20 protein-coding genes are annotated in these 21,608 nt (G+C 64.5%); 6 read left to right on the plus strand and 14 right to left on the minus strand.

Going from position 1 to position 21,608, the window contains the following annotated elements:
- Nucleotides 1–5: 5 nt before the first annotated feature.
- The 7 genes from IE083_RS04835 to gmk all read right to left on the minus strand — a co-directional run bounded on the left by IE083_RS04835 (nucleotide 6) and on the right by gmk (nucleotide 4,991).
- Nucleotides 6–452: a GatB/YqeY domain-containing protein gene (locus tag IE083_RS04835; protein WP_189352501.1), complete on the minus strand. Its 447-nt coding sequence runs from the start codon at nucleotides 450–452 to the stop codon at nucleotides 6–8.
- A gap of 105 nt (nucleotides 453–557) precedes the next feature.
- Nucleotides 558–770 carry a 30S ribosomal protein S21 gene (gene rpsU, locus IE083_RS04840; RefSeq protein WP_047967786.1) on the minus strand — a complete coding sequence of 71 codons (213 nt, stop codon included), beginning with the start codon at nucleotides 768–770 and terminating at the stop codon, nucleotides 558–560.
- A 129-nt stretch (nucleotides 771–899) separates the two neighbouring features.
- A complete protein-coding gene (locus IE083_RS04845) occupies nucleotides 900–1,694 on the minus strand; it encodes a thiazole synthase (RefSeq protein ID WP_189352578.1) in 795 nt (264 codons plus the stop codon).
- A gap of 22 nt (nucleotides 1,695–1,716) precedes the next feature.
- The gene (gene thiS, locus IE083_RS04850; protein WP_189352502.1) at nucleotides 1,717–1,920 is read right to left on the minus strand and encodes a sulfur carrier protein ThiS; all 204 of its coding nucleotides are present in this window, start codon (nucleotides 1,918–1,920) and stop codon (nucleotides 1,717–1,719) included.
- 2 nt (nucleotides 1,921–1,922) lie between these two features.
- Nucleotides 1,923–4,085 carry a RelA/SpoT family protein gene (locus tag IE083_RS04855; protein WP_189352503.1) on the minus strand — a complete coding sequence of 721 codons (2,163 nt, stop codon included), beginning with the start codon at nucleotides 4,083–4,085 and terminating at the stop codon, nucleotides 1,923–1,925.
- Nucleotides 4,086–4,093: 8 nt separating this feature from the next.
- Nucleotides 4,094–4,300, minus strand: a complete 207-nt coding sequence (gene rpoZ / locus IE083_RS04860; RefSeq protein WP_189352504.1) for a DNA-directed RNA polymerase subunit omega — start codon at nucleotides 4,298–4,300, stop codon at nucleotides 4,094–4,096.
- A gap of 64 nt (nucleotides 4,301–4,364) precedes the next feature.
- Nucleotides 4,365–4,991, minus strand: a complete 627-nt coding sequence (gene gmk, locus IE083_RS04865) for a guanylate kinase (RefSeq protein ID WP_189352505.1) — start codon at nucleotides 4,989–4,991, stop codon at nucleotides 4,365–4,367.
- Nucleotides 4,992–5,155: 164 nt separating this feature from the next.
- Here gmk and IE083_RS04870 point away from each other — a divergent pair, with 164 nt between their 5' ends.
- Together IE083_RS04870 and IE083_RS04875 are read left to right on the plus strand one after the other, a co-directional pair.
- Nucleotides 5,156–6,451 (plus strand): NCS2 family permease, encoded by a 1,296-nt coding sequence (locus tag IE083_RS04870; protein ID WP_189352506.1) that lies wholly within the window; start codon nucleotides 5,156–5,158, stop codon nucleotides 6,449–6,451.
- A gap of 12 nt (nucleotides 6,452–6,463) precedes the next feature.
- Nucleotides 6,464–7,021: an adenine phosphoribosyltransferase gene (locus IE083_RS04875; protein ID WP_189352507.1), complete on the plus strand. Its 558-nt coding sequence runs from the start codon at nucleotides 6,464–6,466 to the stop codon at nucleotides 7,019–7,021.
- Nucleotides 7,022–7,128: 107 nt separating this feature from the next.
- Here IE083_RS04875 and IE083_RS04880 read toward each other — a convergent pair whose 3' ends face one another.
- The 6 genes from IE083_RS04880 to IE083_RS04905 form a co-directional block, all read right to left on the minus strand.
- The gene (locus IE083_RS04880) at nucleotides 7,129–9,111 is read right to left on the minus strand and encodes a methyl-accepting chemotaxis protein (RefSeq protein WP_189352508.1); all 1,983 of its coding nucleotides are present in this window, start codon (nucleotides 9,109–9,111) and stop codon (nucleotides 7,129–7,131) included.
- Nucleotides 9,112–9,323: 212 nt separating this feature from the next.
- Nucleotides 9,324–10,583, minus strand: a complete 1,260-nt coding sequence (gene murA / locus IE083_RS04885; protein WP_189352509.1) for a UDP-N-acetylglucosamine 1-carboxyvinyltransferase — start codon at nucleotides 10,581–10,583, stop codon at nucleotides 9,324–9,326.
- 9 nt (nucleotides 10,584–10,592) lie between these two features.
- Nucleotides 10,593–10,838: a BolA family protein gene (locus tag IE083_RS04890; RefSeq protein ID WP_189352510.1), complete on the minus strand. Its 246-nt coding sequence runs from the start codon at nucleotides 10,836–10,838 to the stop codon at nucleotides 10,593–10,595.
- A gap of 54 nt (nucleotides 10,839–10,892) precedes the next feature.
- Nucleotides 10,893–11,648 (minus strand): ABC transporter permease, encoded by a 756-nt coding sequence (locus IE083_RS04895; RefSeq protein ID WP_189352511.1) that lies wholly within the window; start codon nucleotides 11,646–11,648, stop codon nucleotides 10,893–10,895.
- On the minus strand, nucleotides 11,648–12,550 hold the full coding sequence (locus IE083_RS04900; protein WP_189352512.1) for an ABC transporter ATP-binding protein: 903 nt from the start codon (nucleotides 12,548–12,550) through the stop codon (nucleotides 11,648–11,650). Before IE083_RS04900 ends, IE083_RS04895 begins: the two co-directional genes overlap by 1 nt.
- A gap of 40 nt (nucleotides 12,551–12,590) precedes the next feature.
- A complete protein-coding gene (locus IE083_RS04905) occupies nucleotides 12,591–13,241 on the minus strand; it encodes a TetR family transcriptional regulator (RefSeq protein WP_189352513.1) in 651 nt (216 codons plus the stop codon).
- Between the two features lie 263 nt (nucleotides 13,242–13,504).
- Between IE083_RS04905 and IE083_RS04910 the strand changes: the two genes are divergently transcribed.
- From IE083_RS04910 to IE083_RS04920, 3 genes are read left to right on the plus strand one after another with little or no spacing between them, the layout of a single operon-like run.
- Nucleotides 13,505–14,680, plus strand: coding sequence for an efflux RND transporter periplasmic adaptor subunit (locus tag IE083_RS04910; protein ID WP_229799606.1), 1,176 nt, complete (start codon nucleotides 13,505–13,507; stop codon nucleotides 14,678–14,680).
- Nucleotides 14,681–14,695: 15 nt separating this feature from the next.
- Entirely contained in the window at nucleotides 14,696–17,824 is a 3,129-nt protein-coding gene (locus tag IE083_RS04915; RefSeq protein WP_189352515.1) for an efflux RND transporter permease subunit, read from the plus strand.
- A complete protein-coding gene (locus IE083_RS04920) occupies nucleotides 17,814–19,196 on the plus strand; it encodes an efflux transporter outer membrane subunit (protein ID WP_189352516.1) in 1,383 nt (460 codons plus the stop codon). The genes IE083_RS04915 and IE083_RS04920 overlap by 11 nt, the downstream gene beginning before the upstream one ends.
- Before the next feature lie 90 nt (nucleotides 19,197–19,286).
- Here the strand turns inward: IE083_RS04920 and fnr are convergent, their stop codons facing one another.
- Nucleotides 19,287–20,033 carry a fumarate/nitrate reduction transcriptional regulator Fnr gene (gene fnr, locus IE083_RS04925; RefSeq protein WP_189352517.1) on the minus strand — a complete coding sequence of 249 codons (747 nt, stop codon included), beginning with the start codon at nucleotides 20,031–20,033 and terminating at the stop codon, nucleotides 19,287–19,289.
- A 111-nt stretch (nucleotides 20,034–20,144) separates the two neighbouring features.
- Here fnr and hemN point away from each other — a divergent pair, with 111 nt between their 5' ends.
- The gene (gene hemN, locus IE083_RS04930) at nucleotides 20,145–21,554 is read left to right on the plus strand and encodes an oxygen-independent coproporphyrinogen III oxidase (protein ID WP_189352518.1); all 1,410 of its coding nucleotides are present in this window, start codon (nucleotides 20,145–20,147) and stop codon (nucleotides 21,552–21,554) included.
- The last annotated feature ends 54 nt before the right edge of the window (nucleotides 21,555–21,608 follow it).

Raw genomic sequence — 21,608 nt, forward strand, 5'->3', positions numbered from 1 at the left:
GGGGATCAGCCTGCCAGCTTTGCCTTGATGCGGGCGGAGACAGCAGCCATGTCGGCGCGGCCGGCCATGTGCGGCTTCAGCAGCGCCATCACCTTGCCTATGTCCTGCATGCCGGCGGCGCCGCTGCTGAGGATGGCGCCTTCGATCATGGTGTCGATCTCGGCATCGCTCAGCTGCTGCGGCAGGTAGGCCATCAGCACTGCCATTTCCGCCTTTTCCTTGTCGGCCAGGTCCTGGCGCTGGGCGGCTTCGTACTGGCTGATCGAGTCACGGCGCTGTTTCAGCATCTTGTCGACCACGCTGGTAATGGCGGCGTCGTCCAGCTCGATACGCTCGTCGACTTCCTTTTGCTTGATCGCGGCCATCAGCAGGCGGATGGCGGCCAGGCGTTCGGTTTCGCGGGCTTTCATCGCCGATTTCATGTCGTCTTGGATGCGTGCTTTCAGGCTCATGATCGTGTCCGTACTTGAGGGGAGAACGTTGGCCGCATGCGGCCAACGTATAAATGGCAAAACCGCAGGACAGGCCTGCGGTCTTCATGCGTACAACCGGGAAGCTTAGTACAGCTTCGGTGGCAGCATCTGGCTGCGGATACGCTTGTAGTGGCGCTTAACGGCAGCCGCTTTCTTGCGCTTGCGTTCTGCAGTCGGCTTTTCGTAGAACTCACGAGCACGCAGTTCGGTCAGCAGACCGGTTTTTTCGATCGCGCGCTTGAAGCGACGCATGGCAACTTCGAACGGCTCGTTCTCTTTAACGCGAATATTCGGCATTTAGCGAAGGTCCTTAAAATCTTGGCTTGAGGCGTAAAACCGCCCCGAGGAAAATGAGTATTGTAAACAACGTCGTAGCTTTTGTAAAAGCCTGATGCAGGGCAAAGGGTATTTGTGTGCCTGAATGCATCATCCCTTGCGGGAAGAAATCACCCCCTCGAGTGGCGAAGACGGAGTCGCCGAATAAAAGCGTCGAGGCATGCGGCCCGCCAGATGGGCTTCGCGGCCTGCTTCGACAGCAAGTTTCATTGCCCGTGCCATACGCACGGGGTCTTGTGCTGCGGCAATGGCGGTGTTCATCAACACACCATCACAGCCTAATTCCATACCGATGGCGGCATCGGATGCGGTACCGACGCCGGCATCGACCAGAACAGGCACCGAGGCCTGTTCGATGATCAGTTGCAGGTTCCACGGATTGAGGATGCCCATGCCGGAGCCGATCAGGCTGGCCAGCGGCATGATCGCGCAGCAGCCGATCTGTTCCAGCTCGCGTGCGGCAATCGGATCATCCGAGGTGTACACCATGACGTCGAAACCTTCCTTCACCAGTGTTTCTGCGGCTTTCAGGGTTTCGCGCATATTGGGATACAGATTGTTCGGGTCGCCCAGCACTTCCAGCTTCACCAGTCTGTGGTCGTCCAGCAGTTCGCGCGCCAGGCGCAGCGTGCGCACGGCATCGTCTGCCGAGTAGCAGCCCGCCGTGTTGGGCAGCAGTGTATACCGGTTTTTCGGCAGAAAGTCCAGCAGGTTCGGCTCGCCGGCAGTCTGTCCCAGGTTGACGCGGCGGATGGCGACGGTGACGATTTCGCAGCCGGAGGCATCCAGGGCGTCGGCGGTCTGCTGGAAATCCCGGTATTTGCCGGTGCCGACCAGTAGTCGCGATTGATAGGATTTTCCTGCGATGGTCAGAGCGTCCTGCACGGTGTCTTTCTCCTTGATTGGGTTAGCCGCCACCAACGGCAACGACGACTTCCAGCGTGTCGCCGTCGCTCAGCCGGGTGTGCGCATGCTGGCTGCGCGGCACGATTTCGCCATTGTGTTCGATGGCGATGCGCTTGCCGCGCAGGGCGAGGGTGTCGATCAGCGTGTCCAGCGTGCCGATTTCGTCAAACTGGCGCGTCTCGCCGTTGATGATGAGCGTGGTCATGGTTATTGGCGTCGTTCGGCCTGCAATACGACAGGGACCTGCTGGATCGCGGTCAGCACGTTTTCCAGATGGGTCAGGTTATCGACCTGCAGGCGGAAGTGGATGTGGATGAAGCCGTCGCCGCCATGGTTTTCCTGGGTGTCGACCGTTTCGATATTGGCCGAGGCGTGCGAGATGGCGGCGGCGATTTCGGCCAGCGCGCCGCGCTGGTTGTGCGCCAGCACGCTGATGTTGACGCCGAACATGCGGTCCTTCTGCGGCTCCCAGTTCACTTCCAGCAGCTTTTCCGGGTCGATGCGCGCGGCATTGCCACAGCCCTTGCGGTGCACCAGCAGCCCCTGGCCCTTGCTGATCACGCCGATGATGACATCGCCCGGGATCGGGTTGCAGCAGCTGGACAGTTGCACCGCGCCGCCCTCGTTGCCGCGGATGGTGACCGGGCCGACGTCCGGGGTCTGCCCCAGCTGTTCGCCGGACAGTTCGAACAGCTTGCGCGCGATCACGATCGCCAGCTGTTTGCCGGTGCCGATATCGGCCAAGAGGTCGTTGAAGCTGCGCTGGCGTTCACCCAGCGCGTGCAGCAGGCTGTCTTCCAGCTTCGGCGAGATGTCCAGCGGCGTCGGCGACAGCGCGCTGGCCGCCTGGCGCAGCAGCTTTTCGCCCAGCTGCACCGCGTCCTTCTGTTGCAGCGTTTTCAGGTAGTTGCGGATGCCGGAGCGGGCGCGGCCGCTCTGCACGAAATTGAGCCACGACGGGTTGGGCTTGGCCTGGGTAGAGGTGATGATCTCGACGGTGTCGCCGTTGCGCAGCACGGTGCGTAGCGGTACCAGGTTGAAATTGACGCGGCCGGCGATGCAGCGGTGGCCGATGTCGGTATGCACCGCGTAGGCAAAGTCGACCGGGGTGGAACCTTGCGGCAGCACCATGATCTTGCCCTTCGGCGTGAAGACGTAGACTTCGTCCGGGAACAGGTCGATCTTGATGTGTTCCAGGAATTCGATCGCGTCTTCGCTTTCTTCCTGCATGTCGAGGATGCTCTGCAGCCACTGGTGGGTGCGCTGCTTGGCGGCGTCGATGCTGGCATCGCCGGACTTGTACATCCAGTGCGAGGCGACGCCGGCCTCGGCGACGGCGTTCATCTCCTGGGTACGGATCTGCATTTCCACCGGCGTGCCGTAAGGGCCGAACAGGGTGGTGTGCAGGCTCTGGTAACCGTTGCCCTTGGGGATGGCGATGTAGTCCTTGAACTTGCCGGGGATGGGCTTGTACAGGCTGTGCAGCGCGCCCAGCGTCAGGTAGCAGCTGGCGTTGTCCTTGACCACGATGCGGAAGCCGTAGATGTCGAGCACCTCGGAAAACGACAGGTGCTTTTCCTGCATCTTCTTGTAGATGCTGTACAGGTTCTTCTCGCGGCCCTTGATGGTGGCCTCGATATTGGCCTCGCCCAGCTTGTGGGTGACGGCCTGCAAAATCTTGTTGACCACTTCGCGGCGGTTGCCGCGCGCGGCGCGTACCGCCTTGGACAGCACGCTGTAGCGGTGCGGGTGCAAATGTTTGAACGCCAGGTCCTGCAGCTCGCGATAGACCTTGTTCAGGCCGATGCGGTTGGCGATCGGGGCGTAGATTTCCAGCGTTTCCAGCGCGATGCGCTGGCGCTTGTCCTCGCGCATCGCGTCCAGGGTGCGCATATTGTGCAGCCGGTCGGCGAGCTTGACGATGATGACGCGGATGTCGCGCGCCATTGCCAGCACCATCTTGCGGAAGTTCTCCGCCTGCGCCGATTCCTTGGTCTGGTATTCCAGCCGCTCCAGCTTGGACAGGCCGTCGACCAGGTCGGCGATGGTGCGGCCGAACTTCTCGCTCAGCGTCGGCTTGCTGACGCCGGTGTCTTCCAGCACATCGTGCATCAGCGCGGCGGCCAGGCCCTGCGCATCGAGGCGCCAGTCGGTGAGCATCGCCGCCACCGCCAGCGGGTGGGTGATGTAGGGCTCGCCGCTCTTGCGGGTCTGGCCTTCGTGCGCCTCGCGCGCGGTGGCGAACGCCTGCCGCAGCAGTTGCACGTCCTCCGGGCGCAGGTACTGGTTGGCCGCGTCGAACAGGGCTGCCGCCTCGGTATTAACGAGGACGTTGTAGTCGATGTGTTCGGCGGCGCTGTCCTGGCTCATGTTGCGGCTTACGACTTGTTGCGGGTCAGGATCTCGCGGCCGATGTGGCCGGCGGCGATTTCACGCAGCGCGACCACGGTCGGCTTGTTGCGGCCCTGGTCCACGAAGGTGGTGGCGCCGGAGGCAACCTGGCGGGCGCGGTAGGAGGCGGCCAGGGTCAGGTCAAAGCGGTTATGGATGCGGTCCAGGCAATCATCAACGGTAATGCGGGCCATGAAGGGTGTCTCCCGAGAAGGTAATGCAAAAAATAATGGGGTTGTGGCGGTGGCTCTGCAAGTATCAGGCCGGCGTCTGCATTGCGGCAATCGCTGCCTGATGGTGACGGCATTGCCGCTCGCCGCGCAAGCGCTGGCTGCGGATGACGCTGATCAGGTCCAGTCGCGCCTGTTCGAAATCGTCGTTGACGATCAGGTAGTCGTACTCGGCGACCTGGTCGATCTCGGCGCGCGCTTCGGACAGGCGGCGGGCGATGACCTCCTCGCTGTCGGTGGCGCGGCCGCGCAGGCGGGTTGCCAGTTCCGTGATCGACGGCGGCAGGATGAACACCGACACCGCGTCCGGGAATGCCTCGCGCACCTGGCGCGCGCCCTGCCAGTCGATCTCCAGCAGGATGTCGCGGCCTGCGGCCAACCTTTCGCGCAGCCAGCGCTTGCTGGTGCCGTAGTAGTTGCCGTAGACCTCGGCGTATTCGAGGAAATCACCGGCGGCGATCATGTTTTCGAACGTGGCGCGATCGCTAAAATGGTAGTGCCTGCCGTTTTCTTCACCGGTGCGCGGGGCGCGGGTGGTATAGGACACGGAGAGTTCGACACTGGGTTCAGCTTGCAGCAGCGCGCTGACCAGCGAGGTTTTGCCGGCTCCGGACGGGGCGACCACGATGAAAATCGTGCCGTTTGTTTGCGACATGAGGCTTCCTGCCAACGATCGGAAATAATATTTCAGGATACCACAAGGGGCATTGTTGGTTAAGTGCCGCGCAGCAGTGCATCTCGCCGAGCGTGAAACGGGCGTTTCAGTTAAAATCGCGCGTTTTGTCAGAAACTTGTCTGCGTAATCTGAGGGATAACACAATGCTGCTGGAAAGCTTTTTCAAGCTGAAAGAGCACGGCACCGACGTGAGAACGGAGGTCATCGCCGGCTTTACCACCTTCCTGACCATGGCCTACATCGTCATCGTCAATCCGGCAATCCTGTCGCTCACCGGCATGGATTTCAATGCCGTGTTCGTGGCCACCTGCCTTGCGGCGGCGCTGGGCACCGGCATCATGGGCCTGGTCGCCAACTACCCGATCGCGCTGGCGCCGGGCATGGGCCTGAACGCCTACTTTACCTTCACCGTGGTGCAAGGCATGGGCGTGCCGTGGCAGGCGGCGCTGGGCGCGGTATTCATCTCCGGCATCGTGTTCCTGGCGGTGAGCCTGTTCAAGGTGCGCGAGGCGATCGTCAACGCCATTCCGCAGTCGCTGAAGTTCGCCATCTCCGCCGGTGTCGGCCTGTTCCTCGCCATCATCGCACTGAAGAATGCCGGCGTGGTGGCCGATCATCCGGCCACGCTGGTGACGCTGGGCAACCTGCACGACCCGAAAGTGCTGCTCGCCATCCTCGGCTTCTTCATCATCGTGGCGCTGGAATATCGCCGCGTGCACGGCTCCATCATCATCGGCATCCTGGCGGTGACGGTGCTGTCGGTGGCGCTGGGCCTGTCCAGCTTTGAGGGCGTGGTGGCGCCGGTGCCGAGCATGGCGCCGACGCTGATGGCGATGGACCTGAATGGTGCGCTGACCGCCGGCCTCTTGGGCGTGATCTTCGTGTTCTTCTTTGTCGACCTGTTCGATACCACCGGCACCCTGGTCGGCGTGTCGCACCGTGCCGGCCTGCTGGACAAGGACGGCAAGTTGCCGCGCCTGAAGCGTGCGCTGATGGCCGACTCAATCGCCATTACCGCCGGTGCGGTGATGGGCACTTCGTCGACCACCGCCTATATTGAATCGGCAGCCGGTACCGCCGTCGGCGGCCGTACCGGGCTGACTGCGCTGGTGGTGGCGATCCTGTTCCTCGCCTGCCTGTGGATCTCGCCGCTGGCGAAGACGGTGCCGGCCTACGCCACCGCGCCGGCGCTGTGCTACGTCGCGGTGCTGATGACGCGCGGCCTGGCCGAGATCGACTGGGACGACCTGACCGAATCGGCACCGGCGGTGATGACCGCGGTGGCGATGCCGTTCACCTTCTCCATCGCCGACGGCATCGCCTTCGGCTTCATCAGCTACGCCGTGATCAAGATCCTGGCCGGCCGTTTTGCCGACCTGAAGCCGGCGGTGCTGGTGATCGCCGGGCTGTGGGTCGTGAAACTGGCATTCTTCCACTAAGGCACCGAATTGATGGAAAACCTGAGCAATCTGGACTACGCCAGCTACCTGAAGGGCTGGATCCGTACCGTACCGAACTGGCCGAGCGAGGGGGTGATGTTCCGCGACATCACGCCGCTGCTGCAGAACCCGAAGACCTTCCGCATGCTGATCGACATCTTCGTGCACCGCTACATGGGCGAGCGCATCGACATGGTGGCGGGGCTGGACGCGCGCGGCTTCATCATCGGCTCGGTGCTGGCCTACGAGCTGAACGTCGGCTTCGTGCCGATCCGCAAGAAGGGCAAGCTGCCGTTCACCACCGTGGCCGAGGAGTACGAGCTGGAGTACGGCAACGCCACCGTGGAGATGCATACCGACGCGGTGAAGCCGGGCGACCGCGTGGTGCTGATTGACGACCTGATCGCCACCGGCGGCACCATGATGGCCGGCTACAAGCTGCTGCAGCGCCTGGGCGCCGAGGTGGTCGAGACCGCCGGCATCATCGAGCTGCCGGAGTTGGGCGGCGGCGAACTGATGCGCGATCTGAACATCCCGCTGTTCACGGTGTGCTCGTTCGACGGCCACTGAGCGTGATGACAGCCTGAACCGACAACCGGCAGTGCCCTCTTGGGGCCTGCCGGTTTTTTTATGGCCAAGGTTGGCCGCAAGGGCTTGCGGCCAACCTTGGCGTGCCGTTACAGCTTGAAGCGCTCGATGCGCTGCTGCAGCTCGTCCGCCAGCTGGCGCAGCTGCCCGGTGGCACGGGTGGCGTGCAGCACCGACTGGTCGGTGCCGTCTATCATGTCGTGGATCTGCGCCACATTGCGCGCGATGTCGTGGCTGGCACCGGATTGCTGGGCGGTGGCGCTGGCGATGCCGACCACGGTGCGCATCACCTGCTGGTTGTGGTGGTGGATGCCGGCGATGGCGGCGGCAGCGCGTTCCGCCTGCTGCACGCCGGTTTCCACCTGGCGGATGGCGGCGTTCATGCTGTCGTTGGCGTTGCGGGTCTCGTCCTGCACCTGGCGGATGCTGGCGGCGATTTCCACGGTGGCGCCGGCGCTGCGCTCGGCCAGCTTGCGCACCTCGTCGGCGACCACGGCGAAGCCGCGCCCCTGTTCGCCGGCGCGCGCGGCCTCGATCGCCGCGTTCAGCGCCAGCAGGTTGGTCTGCTCGGCGATGTCGCGGATCACCTGCACCACGTGGCTGATCTGGCCGGAGCGCTGTTCCAGCCCGGCCAGCACGCCGCTGAGCTGGCGGATGGTGTCGGCGATGCGCGCGATCCCGCTGGCGGTGGCGTGCACGCTGTCGGCGACCTGTTCCGCCTCCTGGCCGGCCTCGCGCACGCTGTCTTCGGCGACGCGGGCGGAGTCGGCGATGTGGCTGATGCTGACCGACAGCTGCTCGATGGCGGCGGCGGTGGCGGTGGCGGCCACCGCTTGCTGCTGCGAGCGGGCGCTGATGTCGCCGGTTTCGCCGGCCAGCGCGCGGGTGGCGTGGTGCACGGCGCCGACCCGTTCGCGCACCTCCAGCAGCATCTGGCGCAGCGACTGACTGAAGCGGTTGAAGGCGCCGGCGGAGGCGCCGATCTCGTCGCGGCCGCGGATCGCCAGCTCGCGGGTGAGGTCGCCGTCGCCGGTGGCCAGCGCGCTCAGCGCCTGCTGCAGCCGCGTCAGCGGGGCGGTCAGCCGGTGCAGCAGCGTGCCGAGCACCAGCAGGATCAGCAGCAGCGCGCCGAGGCTGAACAGGATGGTGTCGCGGGTGGCGGCACGGCTGTCGGCCAGCGCGCTGTCCAGCGGGATCGAGATGCGTACCGCCCACGCGTTGCGGATGTTGCCGACGCGCATCGGCTCGATGTAGTGCAGCACCTGTGCGTCGTCGACGTACTGCAGGCTGGCGCCGCTGCGGATCGCGCGCCGCGCTGCCGCCGGCAGCCCCGCGTCCGCCTTGCCGACCAGCGTCTTGTCGCCGGCGCCGAGCACCATGCCCTTGCCGGAGTAGATGGTCATGAAGCCGCTGTCGTAGGGCTTGATCGCGGCGGCGACCGCCTGCAGCTGCTCCAGGCTGAAGTCGAGGCCGGCGACGCCGACGAAGCGGCCGTCATCAAGGATGGGGTAGGACAGCGTCGCCATCAGCACCTTGATGTCGTGGTCCTCGTACGGCTCGGTCAGCACCGGCTGCAGGCTGTGCTTCGGCCCGTCGTAGTACTCGCTGCCGTCGGTGTCCTCCGAGCCCCACACCACGTCCTCCTGGCCGCCCTTGCGGAACCAGTAGCTGCCGGCGCGGCCGCTGGCGCCGTTTTCCGGCTGCCCGGCCAGCTCGCTGTCGCGCCCGTCCAGCGCGTTCGGCTCCCAGCCTAGGAACACGCCGATGGCCTGCGGGTTGGTCTGCATCAGCCGGCGGGTGTGGGCGCCGGCAAGGGTGCGGGCGTTGGCCGGCGCGCCGCGTTTAAGCACCAGTGCATAGGCGGCGAGGTCCTTGGCGGTGGTGTAGGCGGCTTCCAGGCGCTGGTTGAGTTTGGCGGCCTCGTTGGCGGCCAGCAGGCGGGTGGCGGCCAGCACGTGCTGTTCCGCCTGTTGCGCGGAGAGGCGGGCGTTGACGCCGATGATCAGGCTGAAGCCGCCCAGAACGAGCAGGCCGGTGCCCAGCAGCAGCTTGGCCTTGATGGTGTCGAACATGGTCTTCCTTGTCGCGGCAGCGGGGTTGTGGTGGTGCGGGTCGGCTGATGATAGGCGGCGGCGAGGCGGAAGATAAAGCGACGAGTGTTTAATATTTTAAATTAATGCGTGACGAATGACGTTTGTGCAACAGTTTTGTTAAACGCAAATGGCCGTAAAAGAACCGCCGTGACTGCTGTTGCAGTCACGGCGGCGGTGTGGCTGTTTAAGATTTAGCTCGCGACGCGGGTGATGTTGGCACCGACGGCATTGAGCTTGGCCTCGATGTGCTCGTAGCCGCGATCGAGGTGGTAGATGCGGTCGACGATGGTCTCGCCCTCGGCGGCGAGGCCGGCGATCACCAGGCTGGCGGAGGCGCGCAGGTCGGTGGCCATCACGGTGGCGCCGGACAGCTTGTCCACGCCCTTGACGATGGCGGTGTTGCCTTCCACCTCGATATTGGCGCCCATGCGGTTCAGCTCCGGCACGTGCATGAAGCGGTTCTCGAAGATGGTCTCGGTCATCACCGCCGCGCCGTCGGCGATGGTGTTCAGCGTCATCATCTGTGCCTGCATGTCGGTCGGGAAGGCCGGATGCGGCAGGGTGCGCACATTGACCGCTTTCGGGCGGCGCTTCATGTCCAGCGAGATCCAGTCGTCGCCGCACTCGATCACGGCGCCGGTTTCGGTCAGCTTGTCGAGGATCACGTCCATGCTGCGCGGTGCGGCATTGCGCAGCACCACGTGGCCCTGGGTCATGGCGCCGGCGACGAGGAAGGTGCCGGCCTCAATGCGGTCCGGCATGATCGCGTGTTCGGCGCCATGCAGGCGCTCGACGCCTTCGATGATCAGCTTGTCGCTGCCGATACCCTGGATCTTGGCGCCCATCGCCACCAGGCAGTGGGCAAGGTCAACCACTTCCGGCTCGCGCGCGGCGTTTTCCAGGATGGTGGTGCCTTCGGCCAGTACCGCCGCCATCAGCAGGTTTTCGGTGCCGCCGACGGTGACCATGTCCATCACGATGTGGGCGCCGCGCAGCTTCCTGGCGCGCGCCTTGACGTAGCCGTGCTCGATGGAGATCTCGGCGCCCATGGCGACCATGCCCTTGATGTGCTGTTCCACCGGGCGCGAGCCGATGGCGCAGCCGCCGGGCAGGGATACGGTGGCTTCGCCGAAGCGGGCCAGCGTCGGGCCCAGCACCAGGATGGACGCGCGCATGGTTTTCACCAGCTCGTACGGCGCCACCAGGGTGTCAAGGTTGGCCGCAGTGATCTCGAACTCGTGCACGTTGTCGGTCATCACGCGTACGCCCATGCCCTGCAGCAGCTTTTGCGTGGTGGCCACGTCGCGCAGCATCGGCACATTGGTGAGTTTCAGCGTGTCGGCGGTCAACAGGCCGGCGCACAGGATGGGCAGGGCGGCGTTCTTGGCGCCGGAAACACGGATTTCACCGTTGAGCGGGCCGTTACCGCCTTGAATGACCAGTTTTTCCATTTTCGTGATTTAGCCTTGTTGCTGTGCCCATTCTTCCGGGCTGAGGGTTTTCATTCCCAGTGCGTGGATTTCGGCACGCATGCGGTCGCCGAGTGCCTGGTACACCAGTTGATGACGCTGGACACGGTTGCGGCCGGAGAATTCCGCGCTGACGATCACCGCCTCAAAGTGGCTGCCGTCATCGCCACGTACGTCGATGTAGTCACAGGCAAGTCCGGCGAGAATGACTTCCTTGATATAGTCTGCACTTACCATTTTGGGTCCTGTCTTCAGATAGTTGTCATGGTGCGGCACGCGGGGTGCCGCTGTTCAATGGCGAAGCTTGTAGCCGCTGACGATCAGCCGCATCAACCACGCCGACAGCGCGACGAAGCAGCCGCCGACCACCGCCAGCGACAGCCACGGTGAGACATCGGCCTGGCCGAAGAAACCATAGCGGAAGCCGTCGATCATGTAGAACACCGGGTTGAGGTGGGAGACGCCGCGCCAGAGCGGCGGCAGGCTGTTGATGGAGTAGAACACGCCGGACAGGAAGGTCAGCGGCATGATCAGGAAGTTCTGGAATGCGGCCAGCTGGTCGAACTTGTCGGCCCAGATGCCGGCCATGATGCCCAGTGCGCCGAGCACGCCGCAGCCGAGCACGGCAAAGGCCAGCAGCCACAGCGGTTGCGCCGGCAGCGGCAACCCGAACCCGGCAGTGACCAGCAGCACGCCAGCGCCGACGGCCAGCCCGCGCACGATGGATGCCAGCAGGTAGGCGCCAAAAAATGCCGGCGCGCTCAAGGGCGGCAGCAGCAGGAATACGATACTGCCGGTGATCTTGGACTGGATCAGGCTGGACGAGCTGTTGGCGAACGCATTCTGCGCCATCGACATCATCGCGAGGCCGGGGATCAGGAAGGCGGTGTAGCTGACGCCGGGATAGGCTTCGACATGCTGCGACAGCACGTGGGAGAAGATCATCTGGTATAGCAGCGCGGTCAGCACCGGTGCCATTACCGTCTGGAAGCCGACCTTCCAGAAGCGCAGGATCTCCTTCTTCAGCAGGGTCACAAAGCTGTACATCAGGCCTGGCCTCCATGCATCAGTTTGACGAAAACCTGCTCCAGGCCGGTTTCGTGCACCGTCAGTTCGCGCACTTCCACTGCGGCCAACCTCAGTTCGCCCAATACCCGCTCCAGTTGGGAGATGTCCGGCAATGCCAGGATGTGGCGGCCGTCCTGCTGGCGCAGGTACAGCGGCCGCAGGCTGGCGGGCAGCTCGCCGGACAGCTGCAGCGACACTTCGCGCGCCGCGCTGCGCGACAGCAGGGTGTCCTTGTTTTCCAGCGCGATCAGGCGGCCTTTTTTCATCATTGCAATGCGGCTGCACAGCGCTTCGGCTTCTTCCAGATAGTGGGTGGTCAGTACGATGGTATGGCCGGCGGCGTTGAGTTCCTTCACGAACGTCCACAGGCTCTGGCGCAGTTCGACGTCGACGCCGGCAGTCGGTTCATCCAGCACGATCACCGGCGGGCGGTGTACCAGTGCCTGCGCCACCATCACCCGCCGCTTCATGCCGCCGGACAGTGCGCGCATGTTGACGTTGGCCTTGTCGGTCAGCCCCAGCTTGTGCAGCAGTTCGTCAACCCAGGCATCGTTGCGGCGGATGCCGAAATAGCCGGACTGGAAGGTCAGTGTCTCGCGCACGCTGAAGAACGGGTCGAACACCAGTTCCTGCGGCACCACGCCCAGTTTCATGCGCGCGTCACGTGTTTCTGTCACGGTATCGAGGCCCATGATGCGGATCCGGCCGCTGTCGGCGCGCGACAGCCCGGCCATGGCGGAAATCAGCGTGGTCTTGCCGGCGCCGTTGGGGCCGAGCAGGGCGAAGAACTCGCCGTGCTCTACCGTGAAGCTGATGCGGTCCAGTGCCTGCAGCGACGCGAAGCGCTTGCTGACAGCATCGATGCTGATGGCGTGAGTCATGTACAGGGGGGCGGAAGGCGTAAAGACGCGGAGTATAACGCTATTCAGCAGCGCATGGCAGGGGTTGCAGCCAGCAGCGCTCCTTGAAAATGCCTTCAAAATAAGGGCTTAACAGCGCGGACAGATTATGGTGGATGGTGCGGTCGTCCTGTGCCAGCAACCAGCTGTGAATCAGGCCGCCGTACAGGCTGTGCAGGCCGATGGCGGCCAATTTGGGATCGATATCGTCGCGCAGCAGATGCTGTTCCTGCGCACATTGCAGCACCTGCTGCAGCTTGGCCTGTTTTTCCTGGGTCCAGCTGATCTGCTCCAGCAGCAGCGGCGCCATTTCGCCGACCTGCTCGCAGCCGAGGTGGTGAATGCCGCAGATGCGGCGGAGGCGCGGATTGTCGTGCAGCAGCGCGAACATGGCGTGGCCGTGCTGCCACAGCCGCGTTGCCGGGTTGACGTTGCTGTCGAGCAGGCGCGCGTCGAGGATTTCCAGCTCCGGGATGATGCGGTCGCACAGCGCGTTGAACAGGTCGAGCTTGTTGGAAAAGTGCCAGTAGATCGCGCCGCGGGTCAGCCCGGCGGCGGCGGCGATGTCGGCAAGCGAGGTCCCGGCGACACCTTTTTCCCAGAATACCTGTTCGGCGGTATCCAGCAGCAGGTGGCGGGTTTGCTCGGCTTCTTCTCGGGTTTTGCGTGCCATGTTCTCGAAAGGGTTATTCAACGCGGCGTAAGGATAGCGTTAAAGCCACCATTGCGCTGGTTGATTTGTTTACATACATACACGAATGTATGTATTATGGCGCAAATTTGTCGCATTGTCTGTACCGGAATTCGGAAACGCGTCCTGGCAAGCGGCTGTCCAGCACGATTGCATGTTATATGGCCGGTTGGCATTTTTTGACCGGCACGCAGCGCGCAGACGGCTGTTGCCTATGTACGACGCACACATCAAGGAGATCTCGGGTGAGTTCTTTCAATAATCATAAATGGACGCTGGCGCTGTTGCCGCTGGCAGTGATGCTGACCGCCTGCGGGCAGCAGGGCGAGCAGGCTGCCGGCCACGGGGCGATGCCGCCGCTGCCGGTCAGCGTGGTGAAGATGGCTGCCGCCGATGTGCCGGTGGTCACCGAGTACGTCGGCCAGGCGGTCGGCTCACGCGAGGTGGAAGTGCGTGCCCGCGTCTCCGGCATTCTGCAGAAGCGCGCCTACACCGAGGGTGCCAGCGTGCGCGCCGGCGACGTGCTGTTCCAGCTCGACGCCGCACCGTACCAGGCGGCACTGGAGCAGGCGGAGGCGACGCTGAAGCTGGAAGAGGCCAAGCTGATCCGCGCGCAGCAGGATTACGACCGCGTGCTGCCGCTGTTCAAGGAAAACGCCGTCAGCCAGAAGGACCGCGATGACGCGGTGGCCGCGCTGGCCAGCGCCAAGGCCTCGGTCGCTGCCGCCCGCGCCGCGATGAAGTCGGCGCAGATCAACCTCGGCTACACCCGCGTCACCGCGCCGATCTCCGGCGTGACCAGTGCCGAGGCGCGCTCCGAGGGCAGCCTGGTGCAGCCGGGCGATGCCGGGCTGCTGACCAAGATTTCCCAGCTGGACCCGATCTACGTCAAGTTCTCGCTGTCCGACAACGACGTGCTGAAGAACCAGCAACTGGCGGCCAGCGGCAAGCTGCGCCAGCCGGAAGGCGGCCGCTACATCGTGTCGCTGAAACTGCCGGACGGCAGCACCTACGGCCGTGAAGGCCGCATTAACTTTGCCGATCGCGTCATCGACCCAACCACCGGCACCTCGGCGGCGCGCGCCAGCTTCGTCAATCCGGAAGGCACCGTGCGTGCCGGCCAGTTCGTGCGCGTCGAGCTGAAGGGCGCGGTGCGCCTGAATGCGCTGGTGGTGCCGCAGAAGGCGGTGCTGACCTCGCAGCAGGGCAAGATGGTGTGGGTGGTCGGCAAGGACAACACCGTCGAGGCCCGTCCGCTGCAGATCGGCGACAGCGCCAATAACGGCTTCATCGTCGAGAGCGGGCTTGCAGCCGGCGACCTGGTGATTACCGACAACCTGATCAAGCTGCGCCCGGGTGCCAAGGTGGTGCCGCAGGCGGCTGCGGCCAACGTTGCCGCCCCGGCAGCGGCCCAGGGCTAAGGCGAGGAATAACACATGTTTTCATCTTTCTTCATCCGCCGGCCGATCTTTGCCAGCGTGCTGTCGATCGTGATCGTGCTGGCCGGTTTCTTCGGTATGCGCGCGCTGCCGATCGAACAGTACCCGCAGATCGTGCCGCCGTCGGTGGCGGTGACCACCTCCTATCCCGGCGCCTCCGCCGAGGTGATCGCCGATACCGTGGCCTCGCCGCTGGAACAGGCGATCAACGGCGTCGACGACATGCTGTACATGCAGTCCAGCAGCGCCAGTAACGGCCGGCTGACCATCAACGTCACCTTCAAGATCGGCACCAATCCGGACCAGGCGTCGATCAATGTCAACAACCGTGTGCAGTCGGTGCTGTCGTCGCTGCCGGAAGAGGTGCGCCGCCAGAGTGTCAACGTGCGCAAGCAGGCGGCGACCTTCCTGCAGGTGATCTCGCTGTACTCGCCGGACAAGCGCTACGACACGCTGTTCATGAGCAACTACGCGCTGCTCAACGTGGTCGACGAGATCAAGCGCATCCCCGGCGTCGGCCAGGTCACCAACTTCGCCGGCAAGGACTACGCGATGCGGGTATGGCTGCGGCCGGACCGTCTGGCGCAGCTGAAGCTGACCCCAAGCGACGTGGCCACCGCCATCCGCGAGCAGAACGCGCAGTTCGCCGCCGGCAAGATCAGCGCCGAGCCGAACGCCGGCAAGCCGGACTTCACCTACACCATCACCACCAAGGGCCGACTGACCGAGGCCAGCGAGTTCGAGAACATCATCGTGCGCGCGGCTGCCGACGGGGCCAAGGTGCGGCTGAAGGACGTGGCGCGGGTGGAGCTGGGCGCGCTGGGCTATGACTTCTACGGCAAGCACAACGGCCGTCCGAGCATCCCGATCGGTATCAACCTGGCGCCGGGCGCCAACCAGCTGGACACCGCCAAGGCGGTGCAGGCGAAGATGGACGAACTGGCGGCGAAATTCCCGGCCGGGCTGTCCTACTCCATCCCTTACGACACCACCCGCTTCGTCGAGGTGTCGATCCAGGAAGTGATCACCACGCTGATGGAAGCGATGGTGCTGGTGTTCGCCGTGGTGTACCTGTTCCTGCAGAACTGGCGCGCGACGCTGATTCCGGGCCTTGCGGTGCCGGTGTCCATCGTCGGCACCTTTGCCGGCATGTACCTGTTCGGCTACTCCATCAACACCCTGACGCTGTTCGGCATGGTGCTGGCGATCGGTATCGTGGTCGACGACGCCATCGTGGTGCTGGAGAACGTCGAACGCATCATGATGAAGGAGGGCAAGCCGCCGCGCGAAGCCACCATCCAGGCGATGAAGGAAGTCAGCGGCCCGGTGGTCGCCATCGTACTGGTGCTGTGCTCGGTGTTCATCCCGGTGGCGTTCATGGGCGGCATCGCCGGCCAGATGTACAAGCAGTTCGCCATCACCATCGCGATGTCGGTAACCATCTCCGGCATCGTGGCGCTGACGCTGACCCCGGCGCTGTGCGCGGCGATGCTGAAGTCCGAGCATCAGCACAGCAACGCCTTCTTCGACGGCTTCAACCGCCTGTTTGACCGCATCACCCGGCGCTACAGCAGCGGCGTGGCCTTCCTGATCAAGCGTTCCGTGCTGGCACTGGTGCTGTTCGGGCTGCTGATCGGCGCCTCGGCGTGGCTGTTCAAGCTGATTCCGTCGTCGCTGGCGCCGGAAGAAGACCAGGGCTACGTGATCTCCGCCACCATCCTGCCGGATGGCGCGGCGATCAACCGTACCGTGGACACAATGGACAAGCTCGACCGGGAAATTGCCAAGAACCCGGCGGTGAAGGACGTGATGAGCTTTGCCGGCTTCGACATCCTGTCCGGCTCCAACCGCACCAACACCGGTGTTACCTTCATCACCCTGAAGCCGTGGGACGAGCGCAAGGCGCCTGGCATGTCGGCGCAGGCGGTGGTCGGCGACGTGTTCATGAAGGGTGCCGGCATCAAGGAAGGGCTGGTGCTGGCCTTCAACCCGCCCCCGATCTCCGGCATGTCCTCCACCGGCGGCTTCGAGGCCTACGTGCAGAACCGTGTCGGTGCCTCGGCCGGCGAGCTGGCGGCCCAGGCGCAGGCGCTGATGATGGCGGCGGCGAAACGGCCGGAACTGGCCGGCGTGCAGAGCACCTTCTCGGCCAACGTGCCGCAGGTCAACGTGCAACTGGACCGTGAAAAGGCCAAGGCGCTGGGCGTGCCGATCGACGACGTGTTCGATACCATGCAGAGCACCTTCGGCGCGCTGTACGTCAACGACTTCAACAAGTTCGGCCGCATCTTCACCGTGCAGCTGCAGTCGGAGGCCGAGTTCCGCAAGAGCGTGGACAACCTGCGCACCGTGTTCGTGCGTGCGCAGAACGGGCAGATGATTCCGCTGTCCAGCCTGGTGACGGTGGAACAGGCCACCGGCCCGGAAATCGTCGAGCGCTACAACGCCTTCCCGTCGGCCAAGCTGGTCGGCGGCCCGGCACCGGGCTACAGCTCCGGCGAAGCGCTGGCGGTGATGGAACAGCTGGCCCGCGAAACGCTGCCGGACGGCTACACCCTGGCATGGACCGGCTCCGCCTTCCAGGAGCAATCCACCGGCGGTGCCTCGTCGACGGTGTTCGTGATCGCGCTGGTGATGGTGTTCCTGATCCTGGCGGCACAGTACGAGCGCTGGACACTGCCGATCGCGGTGCTGACCGCGGTGCCGTTCGCGGTATTCGGCGCGCTGCTGGCCAACTGGCTGCGCGGGCTGGAGAACGACATCTACTTCCAGGTGGCGCTGGTGACGCTGATCGGCCTCGCGGCCAAGAACGCGATCCTGATCGTCGAGTTCGCGGTGCTGAAGATGGAGGAAGGACGCTCACTGGCCGAGGCGGCGGTGGAGGCGGCCAAGCTGCGTTTCCGCCCGATCGTGATGACCTCGCTGGCCTTCATCCTCGGTTGCGTGCCGCTGGCGATTTCCAGCGGCGCCGGCTCCGCCAGCCGTCACTCGATCGGTACCGGCGTGATCGGGGGCATGTTGGCCGCCACCTTCATCGCGGCACTGTTCATCCCCCTGTTTTTCAAACTGATTATGCAGTGGAGCCAGCGCAAGCCGGCGCCACAAGGAGAGCAGCATGATGCTTAAGCAAGCGCTGTTGCCAATGCTGGTCGCCGCCGCGCTGTCGGCGTGTGCGGTCGGCCCCGACTACCAGCGTCCGCAGCTGGAGATGCCGCAGGCGGCGGCCAACGTGGCGCCGGTCGCCAGCGACTGGTGGCGCAGCTTCGGGGATCCGGTGCTGGACGCGATGATAGACGAAGCGCTGCGCTACAACCGTGATCTGGTGCAGGCCGCGGCGCGGGTGGAAGAAGCCGCCGCCGCCGCCGGGGTGGCGCGTGCCGGCCTGCTGCCACAGGTCAGCGCCAGTGCCGGCAGCGGCCGCAGCCAGACCTCGACCTACAGCAGTGGCGCCGGCGCACTGGTCGACAGCCGCCAGGCCGGGCTGACCGCCAGCTGGGAGCTGGACCTGTGGGGCAAGCTGCGCCGCGAGCGTGAGGCGGCGCTGGCCGACGTCAGCGCCAGCGAGCGCTCGCTGGCCGCATTGCGGCTGTCGCTGGGCAGCCAGGTGGCCAAGAGCTACTTCCAGCTCGCCAGCTACGACGCCCAGCTCGCCAGCGCCCGCGCCACGCTGCAAAGCCGCGAGCAGTCGCTGCAGCTGCGCCGCAAACGCTTCAACGGCGGCATGACCTCCGAGCTGGAGCTGCGCCAGGCCGAGGCCGAGGCCGCCAGTGCGCGCGCCACCGTGCCGCAGCTGGCACAGGCGGTGACGCAGACCGAGCACGCGCTGGCGGTGCTGCTGGGCCGCTCGCCGCGTGACATTGCGGCCAACCTTGGCCGCGGCAAGGCCTTGTCGGCGCTGGCCGAGCCGGAGCAGATCCCGTCCGGGCTGCCGTCCGACCTGCTGCTGCGCCGTGCCGACGTGGCGGCGGCGGAAGCCAGCCTGATCGCGGCCAATGCCCGCATCGGCGTTGCCCGCGCCGCCTACTTCCCGAGCATCAGCCTGTCGGCCGGCATCGGCAGCGCCAGCACCGCGCTGGTCGACCTGTTCAGCGGCCCGGCGCAGACCTGGAACTTCGCGGCCAACCTGACCGCGCCGATCTTCAACGCCGGCCGCATCGCCGCCGGTGTCGATGCCGCCAACGCGCGCCAGAAGCAGGCGCTGGCGGTGTACGAGAAGACGGTGCAGCAGGCGTTTGCCGATACGCTGGACGCGATGTCGGCGGTCAGCACCACCCGCGCCACCGAACAGGCGCAGCTGCAGCAACTGACGGCACTGCGCGAGGCGCTGCGCCTGGCGCAGCTGCGCTACGATAACGGCTACTCCAGCTATCTGGACGTGCTGGACGCCGAGCGCGGCGTGTTCCAGGTGGAGCAGGCACTGTCCAGCGCCCGCCTCGCGCGACTGTCGGCGGTGGTGTCGCTGTACGCGGCACTGGGTGGCGGCTGGCAGGTCGGCTGAGCCCGCAGCGTTACGATGCAAAAAGCCCGGATCGGTTGATCCAGGCTTTTTTGTCGGCAGCGCGCCAGCGGGCTGCGCGATGGTATGGGCTTAGCCGGCGCTGTTGGCCTGCGAACAGCCGGCTACCAGCGCCTTCAGCTCTTCCGGGCGTAGCAGCTGGATGTGCTTGTGATCGACCCGGATCCAGCCCTGCTGCTGGAATTTCGACAGCGTGCGGCTGACGGTTTCCAGTTTCAGGCCGAGAAAGCTGCCGATCTCCTCGCGGCTCATGCGCAGGATGAAGTCGTTGGCGGCAAAGCCACGGCTGGCCAGGCGTTGCGACAGGTTGAGCAGGAAGGCGGCCAGGCGTTCTTCCGCCTTCATGTTGCCCAGTAACAGCATCACCGACTGGTCGCGCACGATCTCGCGGCTCATCAGGCGGAAGAAGTGGTGCTGCAGGCTGGGGATGTCGCGTCCCAGGCTCTCCATGCGGCTGAACGGCAGCTCGCACACATCGCTATCCTCCAGTGCGATGGCATCGCAGCCGTGGGTATTGGCGGAAATGCCGTCCAGCCCCATCAGTTCGCCGGACATGTAAAAACCGGTAGCCTGCTCGCGGCCATCCCGGCTGGAAACACAGGTCTTGAAATAACCGGTCCGAACCGCATATAAAGAGCGGAAACCGTCACCGGTGCGGAACAGGTATTCGCCGCGCTTGAAGCGGCGACTCTGACGGATAACGGCATCCAGCTGTGCCATTTCGTCACGATTCAGCCCTATCGGCAGACACAATTCGCGCAGGCTGCAGTTGGTACAAGTGACTTTCAGCGAGTGCAGGGGTGAGGACAGATCGTTCATACCGGGAGCCGGGTTCCAGAAACTGATAGGCTTGCTTGACAGGTGTCAATGCGAATCAAGGCGTGATTGCGCAAATTTACCAGCCCCCCACCAGATTTCCAATCAAAATATATGATGACTGACCACGAGGCATTCATGCCCACCCAGTGCGTTTTTGACCGGACCCTGATCGAGACCCTGGAAGGCTCCGGTCCGCGTTATACCTCCTACCCGACCGCCGACCGTTTTCATGCCGGCTTCGGGGTGAGCGATTACGAGCATTGGCTGGAGCAGCGCGCCATCGGTGCCAACCACCGCGGCATTTCGCTGTACGTGCACATCCCGTTCTGCAACACCATCTGCTACTACTGCGGCTGCAACAAGATCATCACCAAGGACAAGAGCCGTGCCGATGCCTACCTTGACTACCTGGAAAAGGAAATCGCGCTGGTGGCGGCAAAGCTCGGCTGTCGCGAGAAGGTGATCCAGCTGCATTTCGGCGGCGGCACGCCGACCTTCCTGTCCGATGCGCAGCTGGACCGGGTGATGGGCGTCATCAACCGCCACTTCGAGCTGCTGCCGGAAGGCGAGTTCTCCATCGAGATCGACCCGCGCAAGGTTGGCCGCGACACCGTGCTGCACCTGGGCCGGCTCGGCTTCAACCGCATGAGCGTCGGCATCCAGGATTTCGATCCGGCGGTGCAGCAGGCGGTGAACCGCATCCAGAGCGAAGAAGAAACCCGGCTGGTGATCGACGCTGCGCGCGAGGCCGGCTTCAAGTCGGTGAGCGTGGACCTGATCTACGGTCTGCCGCTGCAGAGCGCGCACTCGCTGGAAAGCACCGTCAACAAGGTGATCGCGATGGCGCCGGACCGCATCGCGCTGTACAACTACGCCCACCTGCCGACCGTGTTCAAGCCGCAACGCCGCATCAACGAGGCCGATCTGCCGTCCAGTGCCACCAAGCTCGACATCCTGCAGAACTCGGTGCAGCAGCTGAGCGATGCCGGCTACGTGTTCATCGGCATGGATCATTTCGCCAAGCCCGGTGACGAGCTGACGCGCGCGCTGGAGCAGGGCCGCCTGCAGCGCAACTTCCAGGGCTACTCCACCCACGCCGACTGCGACATGATCGGCTTCGGTGTGTCGTCGATCGGCAAGGTCGGCCCCTGTTACAGCCAGAATGAAAAGGACATCGACGCCTACTATGCGGCGCTGGACGCCGGCCGCCTGCCGGTGATGCGCGGCATGACGCTGACCCAGGACGACATCCTGCGCCGCAGCGTGATCCAGGCGCTGATGTGCCGCTTCTCGCTGTCGGTGGAGGCGATCGAGCAGACCTTCACCATCGATTTTGCCGACTACTTTGCCCCGGAGCTGGTGAAAATCCGCGAGTTCCAGCAGATGGGCCTGCTGACGTTCGACGGCGACTTCCTGATGGTGGCGCCGAAGGGCCGCTTCCTGATCCGCAATATCGCGATGGCGTTCGACCGCCACCTGCGCGAACGCGAAACGCACGCGCGCTATTCGAAAACCATCTGACGCGCGCCGCACGGGCGGCGTGACGACAGGCACACAAGGTTGGCCGCAGCGATG

This window comes from Vogesella fluminis, from assembly GCF_014652335.1.
Taxonomy (GTDB): Bacteria; Pseudomonadota; Gammaproteobacteria; order Burkholderiales; family Chromobacteriaceae; genus Vogesella; species Vogesella fluminis.

Coding starts and splice junctions, on each gene's coding strand:
- IE083_RS04905 (WP_189352513.1), bottom strand. CDS start 13,241: ATGGCACGCAAAACCCGAGAAGAAGCCGAGCAAACCCGCCACCTGCTG.
- gmk (WP_189352505.1), bottom strand. CDS start 4,991: ATGTCGCAAACAAACGGCACGATTTTCATCGTGGTCGCCCCGTCCGGA.
- IE083_RS04870 (WP_189352506.1), top strand. CDS start 5,156: ATGCTGCTGGAAAGCTTTTTCAAGCTGAAAGAGCACGGCACCGACGTG.
- murA (WP_189352509.1), bottom strand. CDS start 10,583: ATGGAAAAACTGGTCATTCAAGGCGGTAACGGCCCGCTCAACGGTGAA.
- rpoZ (WP_189352504.1), bottom strand. CDS start 4,300: ATGGCCCGCATTACCGTTGATGATTGCCTGGACCGCATCCATAACCGC.
- IE083_RS04855 (WP_189352503.1), bottom strand. CDS start 4,085: ATGAGCCAGGACAGCGCCGCCGAACACATCGACTACAACGTCCTCGTT.
- fnr (WP_189352517.1), bottom strand. CDS start 20,033: ATGAACGATCTGTCCTCACCCCTGCACTCGCTGAAAGTCACTTGTACC.
- IE083_RS04915 (WP_189352515.1), top strand. CDS start 14,696: ATGTTTTCATCTTTCTTCATCCGCCGGCCGATCTTTGCCAGCGTGCTG.
- rpsU (WP_047967786.1), bottom strand. CDS start 770: ATGCCGAATATTCGCGTTAAAGAGAACGAGCCGTTCGAAGTTGCCATG.
- IE083_RS04895 (WP_189352511.1), bottom strand. CDS start 11,648: ATGTACAGCTTTGTGACCCTGCTGAAGAAGGAGATCCTGCGCTTCTGG.
- IE083_RS04890 (WP_189352510.1), bottom strand. CDS start 10,838: ATGGTAAGTGCAGACTATATCAAGGAAGTCATTCTCGCCGGACTTGCC.
- thiS (WP_189352502.1), bottom strand. CDS start 1,920: ATGACCACGCTCATCATCAACGGCGAGACGCGCCAGTTTGACGAAATC.
- IE083_RS04920 (WP_189352516.1), top strand. CDS start 17,814: ATGATGCTTAAGCAAGCGCTGTTGCCAATGCTGGTCGCCGCCGCGCTG.
- hemN (WP_189352518.1), top strand. CDS start 20,145: ATGATGACTGACCACGAGGCATTCATGCCCACCCAGTGCGTTTTTGAC.
- IE083_RS04880 (WP_189352508.1), bottom strand. CDS start 9,111: ATGTTCGACACCATCAAGGCCAAGCTGCTGCTGGGCACCGGCCTGCTC.
- IE083_RS04900 (WP_189352512.1), bottom strand. CDS start 12,550: ATGACTCACGCCATCAGCATCGATGCTGTCAGCAAGCGCTTCGCGTCG.
- IE083_RS04835 (WP_189352501.1), bottom strand. CDS start 452: ATGAGCCTGAAAGCACGCATCCAAGACGACATGAAATCGGCGATGAAA.
- IE083_RS04875 (WP_189352507.1), top strand. CDS start 6,464: ATGGAAAACCTGAGCAATCTGGACTACGCCAGCTACCTGAAGGGCTGG.